Here is a 22,281-nt window from a genome sequence, read left to right as displayed (position 1 = left end):
ACTTTAGCTATAAGTATTTTTTCTTGGCTACTTTGGCATCAAATCAGGATCAACCCAGCAAGTTTACGACTGGGATTTTATGTATTGATTATTGTGATTTTTTTATTTATTAGTCTGCAGGTGATTCAGTTTCCAAGTATATCAGTTGTTCATATAATTAATGAAGCTAAGCTGTTCGTTAAATGGGGAATATTGCGGGTCTGTTTTTGGTGATTACACTAGCCTATCACAGTTTTCAAAGTTGGCGTAAATGGCAACATAGCCTGCATCAGTTAGTTTTCCCACTAGTGTTGCTTGTGTATGCTATTGCTGATATTGGCATTTGGCTTCTGAATGATGGGTTTTCAATATCTTTAAAACCCATTCTCGTTGTTATCCCATGGTTGTCACTGTACGTTCTTTGGCAATTTTTACAGTTTATTAGCAGTAGTATCTTGTATGGATTGGTGGTTAAACGACCAATCCATGGTCCGATTGTTGTCTTAGGCGGTGGGTTAGTTGATGGACAATATGTTGGTCGAATTGTTGGTAATCGTATTCAGGCAGCTGTTAAAGATGCAACCAAAATGTCAGAGTACCCAACTATCATTTTTTCGGGTGGTCAAGGGAAAGATGAATTAGTTTCTGAGGCAGAAGCTATGAGAGACTTTGCTGTAAAAAGACTAAATGTTCCCTGTGAAAAGACAATATTGGAAGAACATTCTAGAAATACATATGAAAATTTGAGGAATAGTGCTAAATTAACTAACAGTTCATTCACATTTTATACAAGCGAGTATCATGTTTTTCGTGGTGTTTTACTCGCGAAAAAACAAGGAGTTAATGCGCAAGGTCGAGGAGGGTACACGCAGTTTCCGTACCGTGGTATAGCGTTTTTGCGAGAATTTGCTGGCGTGATGAACTTAAATCCAAAACAGCACATTATATATGGTACTCTGTGGTTTGTTAGCAGTGCGATGGTAATTTTAATTAATTTTATATGAATAAAATATAAAAATCTTTTTAAATATGGTATATTATTTAGATAGATTTAATGAATTATGGAGATTTATACAGTCTGGGAGAATCTTATGACTATTTTTGGCAAATTAATGTGGTTCTTTAAAGAGCACAAACGACTATATATGTTGGGGCTCACTTTTTTGTTTCTGACAGAAGTATCACAAATGGTGTCCCCAGCGTTAATCGGTCGTTTCACTGATGTGATAGTATCCCGACAAATGACGATGCATCAGCTATTTTTCTATGCTGGTGGTATTTTGCTTTTTTCTGTGTTGATGTACATATTTCGTTATACGTGGATTACACATATTTTCCAAGGTTCGGCACTATTAGAAAAAACATTGCGGCAACAATTGTTTGATCACTATTTGAAAATGGATACTACATTTTATCAGCGTCGACGTACGGGAGATTTAATGGCACATGCGACGAACGATTTGTCAGCAGTGCAGAGGGTGGCATCTGGTGGCGTACTGATGCTAGTTGATTCGATTGTTATTATTATTTTTACGGTTATTTCAATGACCCTTGTGGTTGATTGGCGTTTGACGTTGATTGGTGTTTTACCTTTACCATTATTGGCGGCCGGGGTTTGGTATTTATCACCTAAAATGCGACGTGCATTCACATCATCTCAAGAAGCCTTTTCACGATTATCAAACAAGTCTCAAGAATCGATAGCTGGAATTAAAGCTATTAAAACATTGGGGCAAGAAAAACAAGATGTTGATGCTTTTGATGAGGAAATACAAAAGACGATTCAGATCAATAAAAAGGTAGCCGCCATTGACTCCTTGTTTGGACCAATGGCTACGCTGGTGATGACAATTAGTTATGTTGTGATGATTACTTATGGTGGGTCGTTGGTATTGAATGATTCAATTTCAATCGGGCAGCTTGTCTCATTTTCAACTTATTTAGGGTTACTTGTATGGCCGATGTTTGGTTTAGGGCAGTTGTTTAACGTATTGGAACGTGGTAATGCTTCATATATGCGTGTCCAAGAAATTTTATCTGAAAAATCATCAATTGTTGAAGATGAGCAGGGATATGATAGCATATCACATGGTGATGTTGCTATTCGGATTGATCAGTTTAAATATCCAGATGATCAATCGGAAGTTTTGAAAGATATTTCATTGAATATTCGTGCTGGCGAAACTGTCGGTATTGTTGGGCGTGTTGGTGCTGGTAAAACAACCTTAATCAAGCTGTTGCTGCGCCAGTTTGATGGTTATACTGGTCAAATTAGTTTTGCTGGTAAAAACATTAAAGATTATAAATTAAGTGCGTATCACAGAGCGATTGGCTATGTTGCGCAGGAAAATTTTTTGTTTTCAACAACAGTAAGAGATAATATCCGGTTTGCTGATGTCAATAAATCACAAGAGGAAGTGGAAAATGCTGCTAAAATGGCAGCCTTACATGAAGATATCCTGAACTTTCCGGAGGGATACGATACACAAGTTGGCGAACATGGTGTAAGTTTATCGGGCGGTCAGAAGCAGCGATTGGCTATAGCTCGTGCCTTAATTATCGATCCAGAAATTTTAATTTTAGATGATGCTTTGTCAGCCGTCGACGCACGGACAGAAAAACAAATATTGCATACTTTAAAAACTACCCGGCAAGAAAAAACAACGATTATTGTTGCTCACAGAATTAGTTCCGTGATGAATGCTAATGAAATTGTAGTCTTTGACCACGGTGAAATTGCTGAACGTGGTCGACATGAAGAACTGATTGCGCAACAAGGATGGTATGCCCAAATGTATGAGCAACAACAATTAGCAACAACGTTTCAACAAAACTTAGAGGGAAAGGGGATGATGATGACAGAAAAAAATAATTCTGTTTGGGCAAAAAATATTCCTGTTAGAGAACAACTGCATGTTATTTGGACGTTGATTAAAATGGCAAAACCGTTTCGGTCAATGTTTATCGTGGCACTTGTAATTGGCGCGGCTTTTGCGCTATTACAAGCTGCTGCACCACGAGTCATTGCTTACTATATGACGACTTATTTGCATCAAACAAGCAGTGTTCCGCTGAGAATTACGATTAGTTTTGCTGTTTTTGCGGCAGTTATTCGCGTGTTGCAAGCTGTGACAGATGCTTTGAATGCCTACTATTTCACTGTGGCTGGTGAATATGCTTTAGAAGATATGCGATTACGCGTATTTCAAAAGTTACACACATTGGGTATGAAATTTTTCGATGAAATGCCTGCGGGTTCACTGGTAACACGGGTTAATAATGATACGGCATCGTTGACAGATTTTTGGCGATTCTTTATGCAACTTACCTTTGCTGTGATGAGTATGATTGGTGCCTATATTGGCATGTGGACAATTGATGTGCATGCAACCCTCCTTATGATGATTGTTGTACCATTCATTGTGGCTAGTATTATCATTTATCAACGCTTTTCATCACGACTATTTCGCCATATGCGCGAACGTTTGTCGGCATTGAATGCTAAAATTGCTGAAAGTGTCACCGGAATTGATATCATTCAAGAATTTTATCAAGAGGATCGCTTTAAAAAAGAATTCGGCAAAATTAATGGTGAGTACTTTAATGCTCGTTTTAAAATGATCAAGGCTGACGCACTGTTATTAGAACCTATGATTGACATGTTGTTAGGTGGTGCGACGGTTTTAGTTTTATGGTATTTTGGTGAACTTTCCATACAAACAGTTGTTTCAGCAGGTGCTATTTATGCATTTACTACTTATTTAAACAATATTTTTGGCCCCTTGGAAAGTATTATGAATTTATTCAGTCCTTTCCAAGAAGGTTTAGTATCAGGATATCGCATCCTTGGCATCCTCGGTAACGACACTTATGCTCCGGCGCAAAACCCGAATGCTAAGGGAGACATCACTGATGGAAAAATTGAATTTAAGCATGTTAATTTTAGCTATGATGGTCGTCATCCAATCCTAAAAGATTTAACATTTACTGCAAACCCGGGTGATACGGTTGCCTTGGTAGGACATACTGGTTCTGGAAAAAGTTCTACCATTAATACATTAATGCGTTTTTATGACTTTCAATCAGGTGAAATTTTGATTGATGGTCAGGATATTCGTGATATTGCGATGGATAAATTACGCAGCAAAATGGGACTAGTGTTACAGGACCCATTCATGTTCTATGGCGATATTGCGTTTAACATTCGTATGTACAATGACAGTCTTACGGATGAACAAATTAAATTAGCAGCTGAATTTGTGGGTGCCGACGATTTCATAGAAAATTTGGACGGCGGGTATCAAGCTAAAGTACAAGAAGGAGGAAGCAGTTTTTCTGCTGGTGAGAAACAACTGATCAGTTTCGCACGCACAATTGTAGCTAATCCTAAAATATTAATATTGGATGAAGCTACTGCGAACGTGGACACGGAAACAGAAGCAAAAATTCAGAACTCACTGGTTAAAATGCGTCAAGATCGAACCACGATCGCAATTGCCCACAGACTTTCTACTATTAAAGATGCTAATTTAATTTTGGTGCTGGATCAAGGAGAGGTCGTTGAACGTGGAACCCATGATGAACTGCTTGCAGCACGTGGAAGGTATTATGACCTTTATCGATTGCAAGGCGCACAAAGTGGGATAGCGGTATAAGTCAAATATCACAGTGAATGGCTATAACTTCTTGTTATAAAACCTCACATACAGCTTTGACTAAACAGACTAAGTATGCGTAAAATGGTAATTAGAAGAGACTAGTTTTAGATTTTATGTTAGGCTAGTTTTTGCTACCGTGTGCACTGCGGTGTACACGCTCAGAAAAAGGAGAATTAAGTCATGTCAATGATTGAATTTAAAAACGTCGAGAAATATTATGGGAAGTTTCATGCTTTGAAGAACATTAATTTAAAAATTGATGAAGGTGAGACTGTTGTTCTTATCGGTCCTTCAGGGTCTGGAAAGTCAACTTTGATTCGTGCAATTAATGGACTAGAAGAAATACAAGAAGGTAAGCTTCTGGTCAATGGATTTGATTTACATGATCCTAAAACCGATATCAATCGTATCCGTAAAAACGTTGGCATGGTTTTTCAGCACTTTAATTTGTACAATAATAAATCAACATTGGAAAACGTGATGCTTGCACCACGTCTAGTTTTGAAGCGTAGTGAAGACGAAAATAAGTCTACAGCAATGGCTTTGTTGGATAAAGTTGGTTTGGCAGATAAGGCAGCTAATATGCCATCTGAATTATCAGGTGGTCAAAAGCAACGTGCAGCTATTGCTCGTTCACTAGCGATGCAACCTAAAGCCTTGTTGTTCGATGAACCAACATCAGCTTTGGATCCTGAAATGGTTGGGGATGTGTTGGACGTTATGCGTGATATTGCTAAGGACTCATCTATGACAATGCTTGTTGTTACCCATGAAATGAGTTTTGCTAAGGCTGTGGCTGATCGTGTTATCTTTATGGCTGACGGTGAAATTCTTGAAGATAGTACAACCGAAGAATTCTTTAATAATCCTAGAGAACCACGTGCTCAACAGTTCTTGAGCCAAGTTGATCACAAATAAAATTTAGATTTGGAGGAAACGCGTTTTTGGAAGTTTCAGTATCTTATGATATGAAATATTTGAAAATAAAAGCCATTAACGCTCTGTTACTATGGAAAAAGCTAAAAAAAGACAGTTTGGTATCATTGCCACAATCGTTTTAGCTGCTGTTATTGTCCTCGGTTTATTGTGGGCAACTACTGCTGCTAAGAAAAATGAAGAGCATCAAGATACATTACAACGTGTTGAAAAACTAGGGCGAATTATTTGGGGTGTGAAATCTGACACCAAATTATTTGGTTTAATGGACACAAAGACTGGTGTTTCTAAAGGGTTCGACGTTGATATTGCTAAAGCGTTAACAGTTCAGATATCAAAGCAAACCGGTGTTCCAATGTCTGCGGAATTTGTGCCAGTGTCTTCATCTTCAAAAATACAATTATTGAAGAATACTAATATTGATGGTACGGTATCAACAATGACAATCACACCTGAACGTGAAAAAATTATTGACTTTACGAATCAATATTTTGATGCCGGACAATCAATTCTGGTTAAAAAAGACTCAGGCATTAAGTCAATTAAAGATATGAATGATTCAAAGTATAAAATTATCGTTGTTGTTGGGACTACGGCTGCCGAAGAGACAAAGAAATTTGCACCAAAGGCCAAATTGCTAGCTGTTCAAGATTATGCCACAGGTATGCAGGCCCTCAAGGCCGGTCAAGGTCAGGCAATGTCAACTGATAATGCGATTTTGTATGGGTTTGCTACAGAAAACCCCGATTATCAAATTGTGGGTGGTACTTTTACCCACGGACCTTATGGTATCGCTTTTGATAATAATCAAGGCCCAATGGTTAGGGAGACGAACAAAGCGCTTGCAACCATTAAGAAAAATGGTACTTATAATAAATTAATCAAGAAGTGGTTCAGCGATGTACCAGGACTTGATTGGCATGAATTGGAGGCGAAATAATGACGTTATTACAAAATAATTTCCCAACGTTCTTGCAAGGATTCGGATATACTTTACTATCAAGTATTATTGCGCTAATCATTTCTATGATTTTGGGCACGTTCTTTGCTATTTTACAAATTTTGCCACAAAAATGGGCGCAAAAAATTGGTAATGTATATGTGCAAGTGTTTCGTAACATTCCATTATTGATTATCACCTTCTTCTTCTTCTTAGTAGTTGCTAAGGTTATCCCAATGAACGGGTTTGCAGCTGGAACCATCGCATTATCATTATATACATCAGCTTTTATTGCTGAAACTGTTCGTGCCGGTATCCTTTCCGTTGATAATGGACAAATGGAAGGGGCGCGTGCTAATGGATTATCGTTTAATCAAAGTATGCGGTACATTGTACTGCCCCAAGCCTTTAAAATAGCACTACCATCACTTGGAAACCAATTCATTAATTTGGTTAAAAATTCATCAATTCTAGCCTTTGTTGGTGGATTGGATTTGATGTATCAAGGAAATATGGTTGCAGCTACTACGTTTGACACTTTTAGCACGTATATCATTGTGGCACTTTTCTATTTGGTAATTACACTGCCATTGAGCTACTACATGCAAAATCTCGAACGTAAACTAAAGCACGCAGCATAAGGAGGACAATATGGTTACATTAGGAATTTTTGACGCCTTTACACCGCAAAACGTCCAATATTTGTTGGGTGGATTAGGCATTACAGTTGGTGTATCAATTATCTCGGTTATTCTAAGTTTTATTGCTGGATCAATCATTGGAATTGTTCAATTTGAACGTATCCCATATTTTTCTAAGTTTGTCGGTACAATTAATAATATTATTCGTAATTTACCGTTACTATTAATTATTTTCTTCGTTTATTTTGCTTTACCAAAGCTAGGCATTCATTTACCTATCTTTTGGGCAACTGTTGTTGCGATGAGTACTTTTGAATCTTCCATGCTCGCTGAAATTGTGCGTGGCGGACTAGAATCAATTGATGAAGGACAGTTTGAAGGTGCACGTGCTAATGGACTAACAAATATCCAGACAATGATCTACATTGTTCTGCCCCAAGCATATAAGAAAATGATTCCACCAATCATTTCACAGTTGATATCATTGGTTAAGGACACAAGTCTTGCTATGGGTATTGTCTTAGCCGAGATGACTTATCGTGGTCAGATTATTTATGCACAAAACTCTACTTATATCATTCCGGTTCTGATTGCGATTACGTTAGTATACTTCTTGTTGAATTATGGACTATCGTTAATTGCCAAGTGGTTTGATCGTCGCTTAGCCTAAGTACAACTTATAATTTTTAATAAAAGCATGGTTTTCTTTAAAAGAAATGGGTTTCACACGAAATGTGAAGCGTTTAATATATTTCTTTTGTGAAGTAAGAAAACGATGCTTTTTTTATTTTTATTCTAAGCATGCTATAGTTTTGCTGTTGCAATGATTAAAAATTTTGTGACGAATGAGGTGTTTTTTAGCACAAAAAAACTTATTAATAGTATAATTTTGTTAGTATTCCTGACATTTTAACGAAATGCAACAAAATATTAAAATCTAATATAAATGAGTTGCAAATGAGAAATTAACATGGTAAACTAAAAAACATCAACATATTAAGTATATCGGGAGGATATATCTTCATGGATACATGGAAAAAATGGGCGATCGGTGCAGCCGTTGTGGTTGTTGCTGGCGCTGGAACGCGTGCTGCCGGTCTCTGGGGTGGTTCGAACGGATCATCAAGTGATACACTCAAGTTTTCTTTTCCGACAGAAATTCAAACTTTAGATATTTCAAAAAATACGGATACTTACTCAGGAACAGTTATTGGTAACACCGGATCTAACCTGCTCCGTGTTAATGCCAAGGGTAAGGCTGTTCCAGAATTAGCTAAGTCAGTTAAGGTATCGAAAGATGGATTGACTTATACTGCTACATTGCGCAGTGGATTGAAGTGGTCAGATGGATCAAAACTGACTGCTAAGGATTTCGTTTATTCATGGCAACGTATCGTTAACCCTAAAACAGCTTCGCAATATGCTTACTTGACATCCGGTGTTAAGAACGCGGATGATATTGTTGCAGGCAAGACAAAGGTTAGCGAGTTGGGTGTAACTTCTAAAGGGAATGTGATTACATTTAAATTAGAACGACCAATTCCGCAGTTTAAGTATTTACTGACTTTTGCTAACTTTATGCCACAGAAGCAAAGCTTTGTTGAAAAACAAGGAAAAAAATATGGTACAACTTCAGCTAAGCAACTGTATTCTGGTCCTTATAAGTTTGAAGGTTGGAATGGAACTAATAATAATTTCAAACTTGTTAAAAACGATAATTATTGGGATGCAAAGAGCGTTAAGACAAAGGAAATTGACTATTCCGTTGTTAAGAAGACAGAGACAGCTGTTCAATTATATAAGCAAGGTAAACTTGACCGTGCGTCAATTTCAACACCAGAATTATATGCTGCTAACAAGAACAATAAAGATAAGGTAAAGGCTCCTGAAGCAACAACAGCCTATATTGAGTATAATCAAACTGGTAAAAATAAGTTCCTAGCAAATACAAAAATTCGTCAAGCTTTGAACTTGGCAACAAACCGTAAAGAATTGGTAGAGCAAGTAACTTCTGGCTTATCAACTGCAGCAACTGGTTTAGCACCTCAAGGATTAGCTAAGACGGCTTCTGGCGAAGATTTGGCAAAGTACGTTGCTCCTGGTTACAAGTATGACACTAAAGAAGCCGCTAAATTGTTTGCTGAAGGTTTGAAAGAAGTCGGTGAATCAAGCATGACATTGACAATTACATCTGATGCTGACAGCGCCAGTGCAAAAACTACTTTGGATTACTTGCAAGGCTCATTACAAAAGGCTTTGCCAGGCTTGAAGGTTGAAGAAAAGTTTGTGCCATTCAAGCAACGTTTATCTGATTCAGAAACGCAAAACTTTGATGCGGTTGTTTCACTTTGGGGCGGTGATTACCCTGAAGGCTCAACTTTCTATGATCTGTTCAAAGATGGTTCTTCATATAACAACGGTCAGTTCAAGAATGCTGCGTACACAAAGGCAGTTAATAGAGCAGAAACTACAAATGCTTTGAATGATTCTGCTCGTGATGCGGACTATAAGGAAGCTGAATCAGCTTTGTATAAGCAAGCTAACTTTAATCCACTTTACTTCCGTTCAGGCTATTCATTGGCTCGTCCAAATGTTAAGGGTGTAATTATTAACACAACAGGACTAAATATCGATCTAAAATACGCTTACCGTAAGTAAGAAATTTATGATAGAATTAAACTACATTTAATCAAAATGAGAATTGACGTATGTCAATTCTTATTTATTAGGAAGACAAGACTATGGTGAAATATATTTTAAAGCGATTGGCGCTTCTGATTTTCACGTTATTCTTGGTGATTACTGCTACGTTTTTCCTGATGCAAGTTATGCCAGGAACACCGTTCAATAATCCTAAATTAACGCCGCAAATGATTGCCCAATTAAACAAAGCATACGGATTGGATTTGCCTTTATGGCAACAATACCTGAATTATTTGGTAAATGCCTTTCGTGGTGATTTTGGAACATCCTTCCAATATCAAAATCAAAGTGTCAGCATGTTAATCGGACAACGGTTACCAATCTCAGCCCAGCTGGGTGCCCAAGCACTGGTTATCGGTGTTGTTGCTGGTCTGCTAATGGGTGCAATATCAGCTCGAAATAAAAATAATAAAATTGATGGCACATTAGGTGTGGTATCAACACTAGGAATTTCGGTTCCAAGTTTTATTTTAGGAATTATTTTCCTATATTTATTTGGATTTAAGTGGCCGTTATTTCCAGTGTCTGGTTGGGGGGATTCATTTTCTCAGTCAGTTTTGCCAACCTTAGCATTAGCTGTTACACCGGCCGCCGTTGTGACGCGCTTTGTCCGTTCAGAAATGATTGAGGCTTTAGGATCAGACTATGTACAGTTGGCACGTGCTAAGGGTCTTAGTGAAAAAGAAATTGTCAATAAACATGCTTATCGTAATTCAATGATTCCAGTTTTGACATTAGTTGGACCGATGGCTGCTGGTTTGTTAACCGGATCAACACTGATCGAAAATATTTTCTCAATTCCAGGCATTGGGCAACAATTCGTCTCATCTATTCCTACAAAAGATTTTCCAGTTATCATGGGTACAACAATTGTTTATGCTGTGATGTTGATGGTAATGATTCTGATTACGGACATTTTGACGGCAATTGTTGATCCACGTGTTCGTTTGCAATAAGGAGGCTCATGATGGCTGCAAATACTGAAGATTTTGTCATCGTTGGCGCACAAAGCTCTGATGCCAACGAACATATTTCCAAGCCAGCACTGTCATTTTGGCAGGATGCTTGGCGTCGTCTGAAATTAAATAAATTAGCGGTTGTATCAATGTGGTTTTTGGTATTTATCCTTGGATTTGCCATTATATCGAATGTTTTTGTGAAGCAAAGTGACGCAAACTCGTTTGATTCTGACAATGTCGGTAAATATAAAAATTTACCACCAAAGTCTGGACTACCAATTCCTGGCTGGAACGGTAAAATAAAATCCCCAGGATCAACAGAAGCAACCGATTCATATAGTGATAATAATGTGAAGCGAAACTATTTGTTTGGTACTGATAACATTGGCCGTTCACTAGGGAAACGTGTTATTGTCGGTATGCGCATTTCTCTATTAGTTGCAATCTCGGCAACAGTTATTGATTTAGTTATTGGTGTGACCTATGGCGTCATTTCTGGATGGAAAGGCGGTTGGGTCGATGTTGTCATGCAACGAATCATTGAAATTCTCTCATCTGTTCCAAACCTAATTGTTGTTACAATGTTTGGTTTGTTACTTGGTAATGGTGTTACATCGATTATAATCGCGATTGCCATTACGGGTTGGTTGAGCATGGCTCGTCAAGTTCGTAATATGACACTTTCTTTGAAAGAACGTGACTATATATTAGCCGCAAAATCATTGGGTGAGAGTTCAACAAAAATTGCTATCAAACATTTGATACCAAATATGGCTGGTACAATTATTGTTCAAATTATGATGACAGTGCCAAGTGCCATTATGTTTGAAGCAATATTATCAGCGATTAACTTGGGTGTTAAACCACCAACAGCATCATTGGGGTCACTGATTTCTGATGCACAAAGTATGTTGCAATTCTATCCTTATCAAGTTTTGATTCCTTCCGGTATGTTGGTGTTAATTTCGTTGGCGTTCATTCTATTGGGTGACGGACTGCGTGATGCTTTCGACCCACGTGCGAGTGAAGATTAAGAGGTACATGTATAATGAGTAATCCAATTTTAAAAGTTGAAAATTTACACGTCAACTTCAATACTTATGCTGGTACCGTGCAGGCGATTCGTGATGTTTCATTTGATTTAAATGAAGGTGAAACATTAGCAATTGTTGGTGAGTCTGGATCAGGAAAATCAGTAACAACAAAAACTTTAATGGGACTAAATGCTAAGAATGCCATCATTCCTGATAATAGTCGATTGATATTTAAGGACAAAAACTTATTAGAGTTGAAAGAAGAAGAGTGGCAACACGTTCGTGGTAACGAAATTGCTATGATTTTTCAGGATCCAATGACGAGTTTGGATCCAACAATGAAAATTGGTCATCAGATTGCTGAACCATTGGTTAAGCATCGTGGCATGAAAGAAAAAGAGGCTCTGGCTCGTGCGCTAGAATTGATGAAAGGTGTTGGTATTCCTGATGCCGAAGAACACATCAATGACTATCCACACCAATGGTCAGGTGGAATGAGACAACGTGCGGTTATTGCAATTGCTTTGGCAGCTGATCCTGAAATATTGATCGCAGATGAACCAACAACTGCCTTAGATGTAACCATTCAAGCGCAAATTTTGAACTTGATGAAAGAACTACAGAAAGAATCAAATTCATCCATTATTTTCATCACTCATGATTTAGGTGTTGTTGCTGGCATGGCCAATCGAGTGGCTGTTATGTATGCTGGTAAAATTGTTGAGTATGGTACTGTCGATGAAATTTTCTTCAATCCACAACATCCATATACATGGGGATTGTTGAATTCAATGCCAACAACAGATACTGAAGAAGGATCGCTGCAAGCCATTCCAGGAACACCGCCTGATTTGTTGGAACCTCCTGTTGGGGATGCCTTTGCGGCACGTAATCAATACGCATTAGCAATTGATAGTCGTGAGGAACCACCATTTTTCAAAGTTAGTGAGACACACTATGCGGCCACTTGGTTGTTGGATGAACGTGCGCCTAAGGTTACCCCACCAAGACAAATTTTGAATCGTTGGGCCCATTGGCAAGAATTACAAGGGCAGGAGGCTTAATCATGACCGAAGAAGCACCAAAGAAATTGGTTGAGTTGAAAGATTTACAGTTGTATTTTAACAAAGGTAAATCGAATGAAGTTCGTGCTATTGATCATGTCAGTTTTGATATTTATGAAGGTGAAGTATTTGGCCTTGTTGGTGAATCTGGATCTGGTAAAACAACAATTGGTCGTACAATTTTAAAATTATATGAACCAACGGCTGGTTCAATTACATTTGATGGGGAAGATGTCACTAAGTTAAAAGGAAAGCATCTTTCTGAATTTCGTAAGGATTCACAAATGATTTTCCAAGATCCTCAAGCTAGTTTGAATGGACGTATGAAAGTACGTGACATCATTGCTGAAGGTATCGACGTGAACCATTTAGCGAAGTCCAAAGAAGAGCGTAATGCTAAGGTCCAAGAGTTGTTGGACTTAGTTGGTTTAAACAAAGATCATGCTTCTCGTTATCCACATGAATTCTCCGGTGGACAACGTCAGCGTATTGGAATTGCGCGTGCACTTGCGGTCGATCCTAAGTTCATTATTGCTGATGAACCGATATCGGCGTTGGATGTTTCGATTCAAGCGCAGGTTGTTAATTTGATGAAAGAATTACAAAAGAAACATTCATTAACTTACTTGTTCATCGCTCACGATTTGTCGATGGTAAAATATATTTCAGATCGTATTGGTGTCATGCATTGGGGAAAGCTGCTTGAGATTGGAACGGCAGACGCCGTATATAATCACCCCTTGCATCCATACACGAAAAGTCTATTATCAGCTATTCCGGTACCTGATCCGGAAGTTGAGAATAATCGCCAACATATTGATTACGATTCTAGTGTTGAAACAGACGGCAAAGAACGTACAATGTTGGAAGTTAATCCAGGGCACTTTGTTTTGGCAACTGAAGAAGAAGCCGCAACTTATAAAGTACAACAGAAGTAATATAAAAATCGAACATGCAATATTGTTCGATTTTTATATTTTAATGAAACTAGTATATAATGTTTGTTAACAAATTGAGTGTATTAAATGAGAAGGAGTGATTTAATGGTTCGAATCCAAGATGATTTTTATGAGGCAATAAATGGAGAATGGGAAAAAAAGGCGGTAATTCCATCTGATAAACCTCGCACTGGTGGGTTTAGTGATTTAGCCGATGATATTGAGCAGTGGTTACTAAAAACGACATCTGGCTGGCAAAAAGGTCAAGATTTACCTGATGACGATATTTTGAATAACTTTGTGAAATATCATCGATTGGCATCTGATTTTGCAACACGTGACGAGCTTGGTTCGTCTCCAATACGACCATTTTTGAAGCAATACCAATCCTTTTCGTCTTTTGCTGACTTTGCTTCACACATCGCTGATTTAGAAAAAGCGGGATTACCAAATGCGTTTCCGTTTGGTGTGGAACCTGATTTCAAGGACGCACGTACCAACGTTTTGTGGGCGGGTGGTCTGGATATTCTTTTGCCAGACACAACATACTATGCTAAAGATCATCCACAGGCAAAGGTGTTACTTGCTAAGTTTCGTGAAGAACAAGAGGATTTGTTGCCAAAATTTGGCTTTTCAGAAAGTGAAACTAATGATTTGATTGACAAATATCTTGCATTTGATGCACGGGTTGCGACCGTGGTATTGAGTCAAGAAGAGGGGCACGAGTACGCAAAGCTATACCACCCATATGAGTGGGAAAAGTTTGTCCAATTATCACCGGCGTTACCCTTAAACGATATTTTAAATGAATTGGTTGGTCAGATACCGGATATGGTTGTGGTTCCAGAAGAACGTTTTTGGCAAGCGGCTGATCAATTTTATTCAGAAGAAGCATGGCCATTATTAAAAGCATACCTGCTTGTGGCATTGGTTAATCAATTTACACCATATCTATCGGACGAAATTCGCATCTTGGGAGGAGTCTATCAACGAGCATTAAGTGGTCTTCCTGAAGCGATGAGTCAAGAAAAATCAGCCTTTTATCTTGCATCACGCCCGTTTAACCAAGCAATTGGCTTATATTATGCATCAGAGAAATTTTCTCCTGAAGCCAAAGCTGATGTTGAAGAAAAAGTTGCTTCAATGATTGATGTTTATAAGAATCGGTTGCAGTCGGTACAGTGGCTAAACACAGAAACGCGCAAGAAGGCAGTTACTAAGTTAAATACCATTGTGCCACACATCGGCTATCCAGAAAAGTTACCAGAACGCTTGAAGAAAAAAGTAGTTTCTAGCGATGCAACGTTGTTTGAAACAGCTTTGAAATTTCGAAAGATAGAAATTGCTTATGCTTGGAGCAAGTGGCATCAACCAGTCGATCGTAGCGAATGGCACATGCCGGCTCATTTGGTTAACGCGTATTATGATCCACAGCAAAATCAGATTGTTTTTCCGGCGGCTATTTTGCAAGAACCATTTTATAGCTTGGCACAATCATCTTCGGCTAATTATGGTGGCATTGGCGCAGTGATTGCTCATGAAATTTCTCATGCATTTGATACCAATGGTGCTTCATTTGATGAATTTGGTAGTCTGAATAACTGGTGGACAGACAAGGACTATGAGTCATTCAAAGTAAGGACGGATCAAATTGTTGCGCAATTTGATGGTTTAGACTCATACGGTGCAAAAGTCAATGGTCACCTAACTGTTTCCGAAAACGTAGCAGACTTAGGTGGTTTAGCAGCTGCACTAGAAGCAGCTAAACGTGATGATGACTTCTCTGCAACTGAATTCTTTGAAAATTGGGCTGCCATTTGGCGAATGAAAGCACGACCAGAATATATGAAGTTACTAGCCGTATCAGATCCTCACGGTCCTGCTAAATTACGGGTCAATATACAAGTGAAAAATTTTGATGACTTCTTTGCGACATTTAACGTGAAGCAAGGAGATAACATGTGGCTTGATCCCCAAGAACGTGTACAAATTTGGTGAATTTATTTTTTAAATATATGTTACAGTTAAAAAGCGCAAAATAGGCGCTTTTTTTTGATACAATAAAAAATATTAATTTTGAAGTGAGAGAAATATGTTTCCTGAAAATTTCATACTGTATAGTATACAAATACTACTTGTTGTTGTGATGATAGCAATGATTATAGTTGTTATCAGATCTTATCTGCTCCATAGACAACCCATTTTTAAGCGATTTGGTTTAGGCATGTTGATTGGATTTATAACAGATTTTGGAGATACACTGGGTATTGGTTCATTTGCAACAACAACCGCGGCATTCCGGATGACACATTATATAGATGATGATCGCAAATTACCGGGAACCTTGAACGCGGTTCATGCGATACCAGTAATGTTTCAAGCTTTATTTTTTATTACGGCTGTTAAAGTTGAATTGACAACGTTATTACCTATGACAACAGCTGCAGTGATTGGGGCTTACGTCGGGACCCATGTCACAAAAAAATGGCACGCACCTACGGTACAACGTGTGATGGCTGTAGCGTTATTAATTGCTGTTATTATCATGGTAGTACGTATGATTACTACCCCAGGAAGTAATAATTCAATGGGTGTGCATGGGTTACATGGCTGGTGGTTGATTTTGGGAATTGTTTTCAACTTTGGTATTGGTGTGTTGATGACTATGGGTTTGGGTAATTATGCGCCAGAATTAATATTCTTCTCTTTGATGGGTGTTAATCCCGCTGTTGCTTTTCCTGTAATGATGTTAGATGCAGCATTGATTATGCCTACGACAGCTTTAAATGTAATCAAAATGGATCGGGTATCATGGCGAGGGTTTGCTGGAGTAGCTATAGGTGGTGTTCTAGGTGTGATTGTTGCGGCTAAGTTCTTTACTAGTATGAATGTCGATTTATTAAACAAGTTAATTGTTATTGTAGCTTTGTGGACAATTTTTGGGTTGGTTCGTGATTCTATGAAGAAGAATGTTTAAAAAAATTATGAAAAGGTATTGTCAACGGCCTGATTTTCTGGTATTATAATATAGTTGTTTGAGATATGGGAGTGTAGCGAAGTCTGGCTAAACGCGACGGACTGTAACTCCGTTCCTTCGGGTTCGTAGGTTCGAATCCTACCGCTCCCATTGCCGATAAAAGCTAACGGCAAAATAAATTAGCTATTGCCCCTTCGCCAAGTGGTAAGGCATCGGTTTTTGGTACCGACATGCGCTGGTTCGAATCCAGCAGGGGCAACTAATATAAAAAGGAACTTGGGAGAGTTCCTTTTTTTGTATATAATTATCCATAACAGATAAAATGTGAGGCGATAATTATGAACTTTTTTGTGAATAAGGCAATTGGAGAAAGTAATAGTGGCGTTGAACACGCACAGTTTTATCGTGCGCACTGTTTTCGTGAAAAAAAGATTGAATTTAAATTTATCTTCACTGACTTATTGCCACAATTACACCATCATATGCAATTGTGGTCCCTACCAGAAAATGAAGTTATCGGATTATATGATTTGTTGTTAAGTGATGATCCAGATCGATACGCCAAAACTGGTTTAACGGAAATTAATGAATATTCCACTAACTCTTTGTGGGACTTAACGAACACGCAGCGCACTATCGTGCATCAAACGACGGGGCAATATACTGAGACCATTTTTCGTTCTAAAAGTTATTCTGAAGCGAAAAAATTATTCTTGATTGACGATGATCGTGTTATTTTAAAAAATGGTATCCATGAAATAATGTGGCACTATCGAGATAGTGGTTCACGTGGAAAAATTGCTACAAATATTCATCTACGTAATTTTCGTGGTAAAAATTATGTTTTTTCAACAAAAGAAGCATTAATTGATTTCTTTTTTATAGAAATGCAACATATTTTTCAAAAAAATATTTATTTTTTAGATCGTGGGACAGCGTGCGAAGAATCATTAGTACGATTAAAGCGCATTGGATTACCCTTGAAAATTGTGGATATGATTCATGCTGAACACCTAGTAACCTATCAAGGTGGGCACCCTTTATGGAACAATTATTATCAATATATGTTTGATCATCTGGATGATATGGACTTAGTCGTAACAGCTACAGAATTGCAAGCTGAGATGATAAAAAAACAACTTACTCAAATGAATATGCGAGGCGCAGATAAAATTTGTGCAGTACCGGTCGGTGGGGTAGCTAAATTAGAAAATCCACGTCGCTGGCACGGCGGTACAGCTAATTTCGTCACCGCCTCACGCTTACATCCAGAAAAAAATATACTACAAATCATAAAAGCGATTAAAAAATTACGCGATGAGGGGATGGATGTCACGTTAGCCATCTACGGTTCAGGAAACGAAAAAGAAAATATACAAAGAGCAATAGCGGAATTAGACTTGCAATTTAGTGTGCATTTAAAAGGTTTGAGCCAAGACATTATTCATGATTTTCAAAAATATGATGCATTTGTATCAGCCTCTTATTCTGAGGGGTTCGGATTAACGTATATTGAAGCCATTGGGGACGCTTTACCGATAGCCACCTATGCTAACTTATATGGTGCCCAAGAGCTTGTGTGTGAGGGAGTGAATGGGTGTCTAGCTGATTTTGACAGAGACAAAGCGCAAGAGCGTGCTAATATTTCCAATCTTGCTGATGCGATGCGACGTATTTTCGATAATTATGATCACTTATCTGTTGGTGCTCACAAAAAGGCACAGGAATATCAGACAAATAACATCGCTGATCAGTGGCAAAAGATATGTGAGGTGCTAATATGAAGATAGAGATTATCAATTCCCTCACAGAAACCAATTTAAAGGGAGTTGCTTGGCAAATAGAGCAAGTAAAGTCCGGTAATAGTGATGAATTGTGGTTGGCTACACCACATGAAGATGCAGCGCATCTCATTAAAAAACTTGGTCTAAATCCTCATAGGGTGTTTGATATATATGCGCAGTCTTATTTAAGTGAGATTGATGAAACCAAAGGCATCTGGTGGGGTGAATTGCCAGTGCCCAACGAAGCGCAATTGATTATTAACAAAGACTGGACTAAAAGTATCGTTAGTCGTGGGCAACAGCTAGCAACTGTACGTTGGTTTGGTGATTCTAAACGAATCGTGCAGGCAGTTGTTTGGCAGGATTCAGATGGTAAAATAGACTATAAAGATATTTATTTACGGGACGGACGTTTATTTGCAAAACAATATTTTAGCGAAGGAAAGTTATTAGAATCCGATTTTTATTTTGGTCATCCTGAAGTGGTGGTCAGTGATTATTATTTTGAAGGTAAACGCAATTTTGTTTATGTTGCTGGTCAAAAATATGCTAGTGCTGAAAAATATATCATGAACACGTTAAGTAAATATACTGGAAATGATTATAATGTTACGCAGTTGCAAAGAGAAATGAGCTACGTACCTAAGCGAACAACGTTAACAATTCTTGACGAATTATCAAACGAAAAAAGAGATATTTGGAGTCAATTAACCGCTATTTTAAAAGATAATCAACATGAAATAACACGGATTTTGGTGGACCAAAAAAATTATTTGAAATTACGGATGACGGGATTGCCTATGAAAAAGGTTCACCGTCGAAATTAATCGTGCAGTTTCTCACACGCGAACAACACAAAGACAAAATTTTGTTTTATAATAGACTTGTAACTATAAAAATTTGGAGGCTATCATGGCTAAATTGACTGTTTCAGATTTGGAACTTTCAGGTAAGAAAGTATTGATGCGCGTTGATTTCAACGTGCCTATCAAGGCAGGAGTTATCGGAAACGATAACCGTATTGTGGCAGCTTTGCCAACAATCAAGTATGTTTTGGAAAACAATGGTCGCGCAATTTTGTTCTCTCATTTGGGACGTATTAAGTCTGAAGACGATAAGAAAGAATTGTCATTAGCACCAGTTGCCGCACGCTTGGGTGAATTATTGGGTAAGGACGTTAAGTTCGTGCCACAAACTCGCGGTGAAGAATTAGAATCAGCAATCAACGCTTTGCAAGATGGTGAAGTTTTGATGGTTGAAAACACACGTTTTGAAGACGTTGTTGATGGTGAAGTGGTCAAAAACGAATCAAAGAACAATCCTGAATTGGGTAAGTATTGGGCATCATTGGGTGATGATTTGTTCATCAACGATGCCTTTGGTACAGCTCACCGTGCCCACGCTTCAAACGTAGGTATTGCTTCAAATGTTTCACAAGCAGCTGCTGGCTTCTTGATGGAAAAAGAAATCAAGTTCTTGGGTGATGCTGTTGCGAACCCAGTTCGTCCTTTCGTTGCTATTATCGGTGGTGCAAAGGTTTCTGATAAAATTGAAATCGTAAAGTCATTATTGAACAAGGCTGATAAGGTTATCGTTGGTGGTGGAATGGCCTATACATTCGATGCTGCTAAGGGTAACAAGATTGGTAATTCATTGTTTGAAGCTGATAAAGTTGAATTGGCTAAGGAATTGATGGCAGAAGCTGGCGACAAGTTGGTTTTGCCAATTGATTCAATTGCTGCTGACGCATTTTCAAATGATGCAAAGACTGAAGTTGTTGATGCTGAAGATGGTATTCCTGACGGCTACATGGGTCTAGATATTGGTCCTAAGTCTGTTAAGTTGTTGCAAGACACATTGTCTGATGCAAAGACTGTTGTTTGGAACGGACCTATGGGTGTGTTCGAAATGTCTAATTTTGCAAAGGGTACTTTGGCAATTGGTGAAGAATTGGTTAAAGTGACTGAAAATGGTGGTACAACAATCGTTGGTGGTGGTGATTCAACTGCTGCGGTACAACAATTGGGTGTTGCCGACAAGTTGACTCACATTTCAACTGGTGGTGGTGCTTCACTTGAATACCTTGAAGGTAAGGAATTGCCTGGAATCGCTTCAATTTCGGAAAAGTAATTTCAAAAATAGCGCGAAAGCGCTTTTTTTGTACAATAATTTAAAAATTGTTAAACGTTTGATTGATTAATTACTGTATATATGGTTTAATAATTAACGGACAAAATAACGTTTGCCAGTGAGCAGACATTTTGGAGGAAAACAATATATGACAATTAGTCAGTCCGAAAACGTAATGCAGCAAGATCAGGTAGAGACTGGTGCTCAAATGACCAGCGAACAAAAGGTGGTTCTTGGATCAACAACCCTAGGATTTACTTTGGATCATATGGACGCAACATTCCTATCTTTCGCATTGGCGCCTATGATTGCCGAACTACACATTACTGGTGCACAGGGTGGAATTATTGCAGCAATGTCAAACTGGGGAGCACTATTAGGAAGTCTCTTGTTTGGTATTTTAGCTGACCGTATCGGTCGTGTTAAAGTATTGTCTTATACTATTATGCTCGTGACCTTTGCGACAGTTATCTTGGCATTTTTGGATAACACGCACACGATTTATGCAGCTCGTTTCCTTCTGGGGATGGGAACTGGTGGTGAGTATGGTGTAAGTATGGCATTGATTGCTGAGAGCTTTAGAGCTAGTCGTGTAGGCCGTATGAGCTCTATTACTGCAATTGGCGGACAAGTGGGTGCCATACTCGCGGCAATTTTAGCAACATTAATTATGCCTTCCTTTGGTTGGCGTGGTTTGTTTATGTTAGGATTTTTGCCACTAATCGTTGTATACATTGTGAGACGACACTTAAAAGAAACACCTGAATTTGAGCAACTGCAAGCTGACTACAAGACTGGTAAAAAGAAATTTAGTTTTAAAACGATTGCCAATACCCCAAACGCGCTTATACTTCTTTTGTGTTAATTGTGATGTTGACTATTCAAACGTCGGGCTATTACGGATTGATGAACTGGTTGCCAACAATTATGCGGAAGCAATTGGGTATCACAGAAACAATTACAGCAGGATACGTCAATCTTGGTATGATACCTATTATTATTGGTATGGCGGTTGGTATGCTTACTTTTGGTACGATTCTAGACACCATAGGTCCCCGACGCGCGTTTGCCATATTCTTAGTAGCTTCAGCGCTTATGATTTATGTCTTTACATTTGCATATAATATGTGGACATTAACAATTTTAGGTGCGTTAGTTGGATTTTTCTCTAACGGCATGTATGGTGGATTTGGCGCAGTTATTAGTCAATTGTATCCTTCGGAAATTCGAGCAACTGCAGCCAATACCTTGATGGGATCTGGCCGTGCTATTGGTGCCTTTTCATCAGTTGTGATTGGTTGGATTATGGACAATTATAGTGTGGCAGTCGTGATGCTGAGTTTATCGTTAATGTACGTCATTAGTTTAATTTTTATGTTAACAATTCCTGGATTTAAAAAATTAAATACTGACCAATAATTCAATAAAATTAAAAGGAACATTTAATGATAATGTTCTTTTTCTTTTGGGTATTTATGTGAAACGAGTCACTAACGGAAGGAGATGCGTAGTAAATAATACTTTACAAATATGACAAA

16 protein-coding genes, 2 tRNA genes and 1 pseudogene are annotated in these 22,281 nt (G+C 38.3%); all 19 read left to right on the top strand.

Annotation, left to right across the window (positions count from 1 at the left end):
* Nucleotides 1-182: 182 nt before the first annotated feature.
* The 19 genes and pseudogenes from HFP47_RS08170 (at nt 183) to HFP47_RS08080 (ending at nt 22,162) form a co-directional block, all read left to right on the top strand.
* Entirely contained in the window at nt 183-983 is an 801-nt protein-coding gene (locus HFP47_RS08170) for a YdcF family protein (protein WP_257229742.1), read from the top strand.
* An 87-nt stretch (nt 984-1,070) separates the two neighbouring features.
* Complete coding sequence (locus HFP47_RS08165) at nt 1,071-4,634, top strand: ABC transporter ATP-binding protein (protein WP_179876307.1); 3,564 nt, start codon at nt 1,071-1,073, stop codon at nt 4,632-4,634.
* Nucleotides 4,635-4,817: 183 nt separating this feature from the next.
* Nucleotides 4,818-5,555 carry an amino acid ABC transporter ATP-binding protein gene (locus HFP47_RS08160; protein WP_002815685.1) on the top strand — a complete coding sequence of 246 codons (738 nt, stop codon included), beginning with the start codon at nt 4,818-4,820 and terminating at the stop codon, nt 5,553-5,555.
* Nucleotides 5,556-5,646: 91 nt separating this feature from the next.
* The gene (locus tag HFP47_RS08155; RefSeq protein WP_011680479.1) at nt 5,647-6,513 is read left to right on the top strand and encodes a transporter substrate-binding domain-containing protein; all 867 of its coding nucleotides are present in this window, start codon (nt 5,647-5,649) and stop codon (nt 6,511-6,513) included.
* Nucleotides 6,513-7,154: an amino acid ABC transporter permease gene (locus HFP47_RS08150; protein WP_010288921.1), complete on the top strand. Its 642-nt coding sequence runs from the start codon at nt 6,513-6,515 to the stop codon at nt 7,152-7,154. Before HFP47_RS08155 ends, HFP47_RS08150 begins: the two co-directional genes overlap by 1 nt.
* Nucleotides 7,155-7,164: 10 nt before the next feature.
* Nucleotides 7,165-7,824 (top strand): amino acid ABC transporter permease, encoded by a 660-nt coding sequence (locus HFP47_RS08145; RefSeq protein WP_011680478.1) that lies wholly within the window; start codon nt 7,165-7,167, stop codon nt 7,822-7,824.
* A gap of 353 nt (nt 7,825-8,177) precedes the next feature.
* A complete protein-coding gene (locus HFP47_RS08140) occupies nt 8,178-9,812 on the top strand; it encodes a peptide ABC transporter substrate-binding protein (RefSeq protein WP_025268539.1) in 1,635 nt (544 codons plus the stop codon).
* Between the two features lie 83 nt (nt 9,813-9,895).
* Nucleotides 9,896-10,813 carry an ABC transporter permease gene (locus tag HFP47_RS08135; protein ID WP_179876306.1) on the top strand — a complete coding sequence of 306 codons (918 nt, stop codon included), beginning with the start codon at nt 9,896-9,898 and terminating at the stop codon, nt 10,811-10,813.
* A gap of 11 nt (nt 10,814-10,824) precedes the next feature.
* Nucleotides 10,825-11,850, top strand: coding sequence for an ABC transporter permease (locus HFP47_RS08130; protein WP_042250243.1), 1,026 nt, complete (start codon nt 10,825-10,827; stop codon nt 11,848-11,850).
* Nucleotides 11,851-11,864: 14 nt separating this feature from the next.
* On the top strand, nt 11,865-12,914 hold the full coding sequence (locus HFP47_RS08125) for an ABC transporter ATP-binding protein (protein ID WP_011680474.1): 1,050 nt from the start codon (nt 11,865-11,867) through the stop codon (nt 12,912-12,914).
* A gap of 2 nt (nt 12,915-12,916) precedes the next feature.
* Nucleotides 12,917-13,852 (top strand): ABC transporter ATP-binding protein, encoded by a 936-nt coding sequence (locus HFP47_RS08120; protein ID WP_011680473.1) that lies wholly within the window; start codon nt 12,917-12,919, stop codon nt 13,850-13,852.
* A gap of 105 nt (nt 13,853-13,957) precedes the next feature.
* Complete coding sequence (locus HFP47_RS08115) at nt 13,958-15,850, top strand: M13-type metalloendopeptidase (protein WP_115231354.1); 1,893 nt, start codon at nt 13,958-13,960, stop codon at nt 15,848-15,850.
* A gap of 94 nt (nt 15,851-15,944) precedes the next feature.
* The gene (locus tag HFP47_RS08110) at nt 15,945-16,829 is read left to right on the top strand and encodes a sulfite exporter TauE/SafE family protein (protein ID WP_014325184.1); all 885 of its coding nucleotides are present in this window, start codon (nt 15,945-15,947) and stop codon (nt 16,827-16,829) included.
* Nucleotides 16,830-16,896: 67 nt separating this feature from the next.
* Nucleotides 16,897-16,979 (top strand) — tRNA-Tyr (locus HFP47_RS08105).
* A gap of 37 nt (nt 16,980-17,016) precedes the next feature.
* A tRNA-Gln gene (locus tag HFP47_RS08100) sits at nt 17,017-17,088 on the top strand.
* 79 nt (nt 17,089-17,167) lie between these two features.
* Nucleotides 17,168-18,613 (top strand): glycosyltransferase, encoded by a 1,446-nt coding sequence (locus HFP47_RS08095; RefSeq protein ID WP_011680470.1) that lies wholly within the window; start codon nt 17,168-17,170, stop codon nt 18,611-18,613.
* Nucleotides 18,610-19,440 carry a glycosyltransferase gene (locus HFP47_RS08090; protein WP_115231352.1) on the top strand — a complete coding sequence of 277 codons (831 nt, stop codon included), beginning with the start codon at nt 18,610-18,612 and terminating at the stop codon, nt 19,438-19,440. The genes HFP47_RS08095 and HFP47_RS08090 overlap by 4 nt, the downstream gene beginning before the upstream one ends.
* An 85-nt stretch (nt 19,441-19,525) precedes the next feature.
* Nucleotides 19,526-20,743 carry a phosphoglycerate kinase gene (gene pgk / locus HFP47_RS08085; RefSeq protein ID WP_011680468.1) on the top strand — a complete coding sequence of 406 codons (1,218 nt, stop codon included), beginning with the start codon at nt 19,526-19,528 and terminating at the stop codon, nt 20,741-20,743.
* 148 nt (nt 20,744-20,891) lie between these two features.
* Nucleotides 20,892-22,162, top strand: a pseudogene (locus HFP47_RS08080) (MFS transporter).
* Nucleotides 22,163-22,281 lie beyond the last annotated feature (119 nt).

It is taken from the genome of Leuconostoc sp. DB-1 (genome assembly GCF_013414845.1).
In the GTDB taxonomy this organism is placed as follows: domain Bacteria; phylum Bacillota; class Bacilli; order Lactobacillales; family Lactobacillaceae; genus Leuconostoc; species Leuconostoc mesenteroides.
Note: the sequence above shows the minus strand (reverse complement) of the source record. Positions and strands in the feature narration are given on the sequence as shown.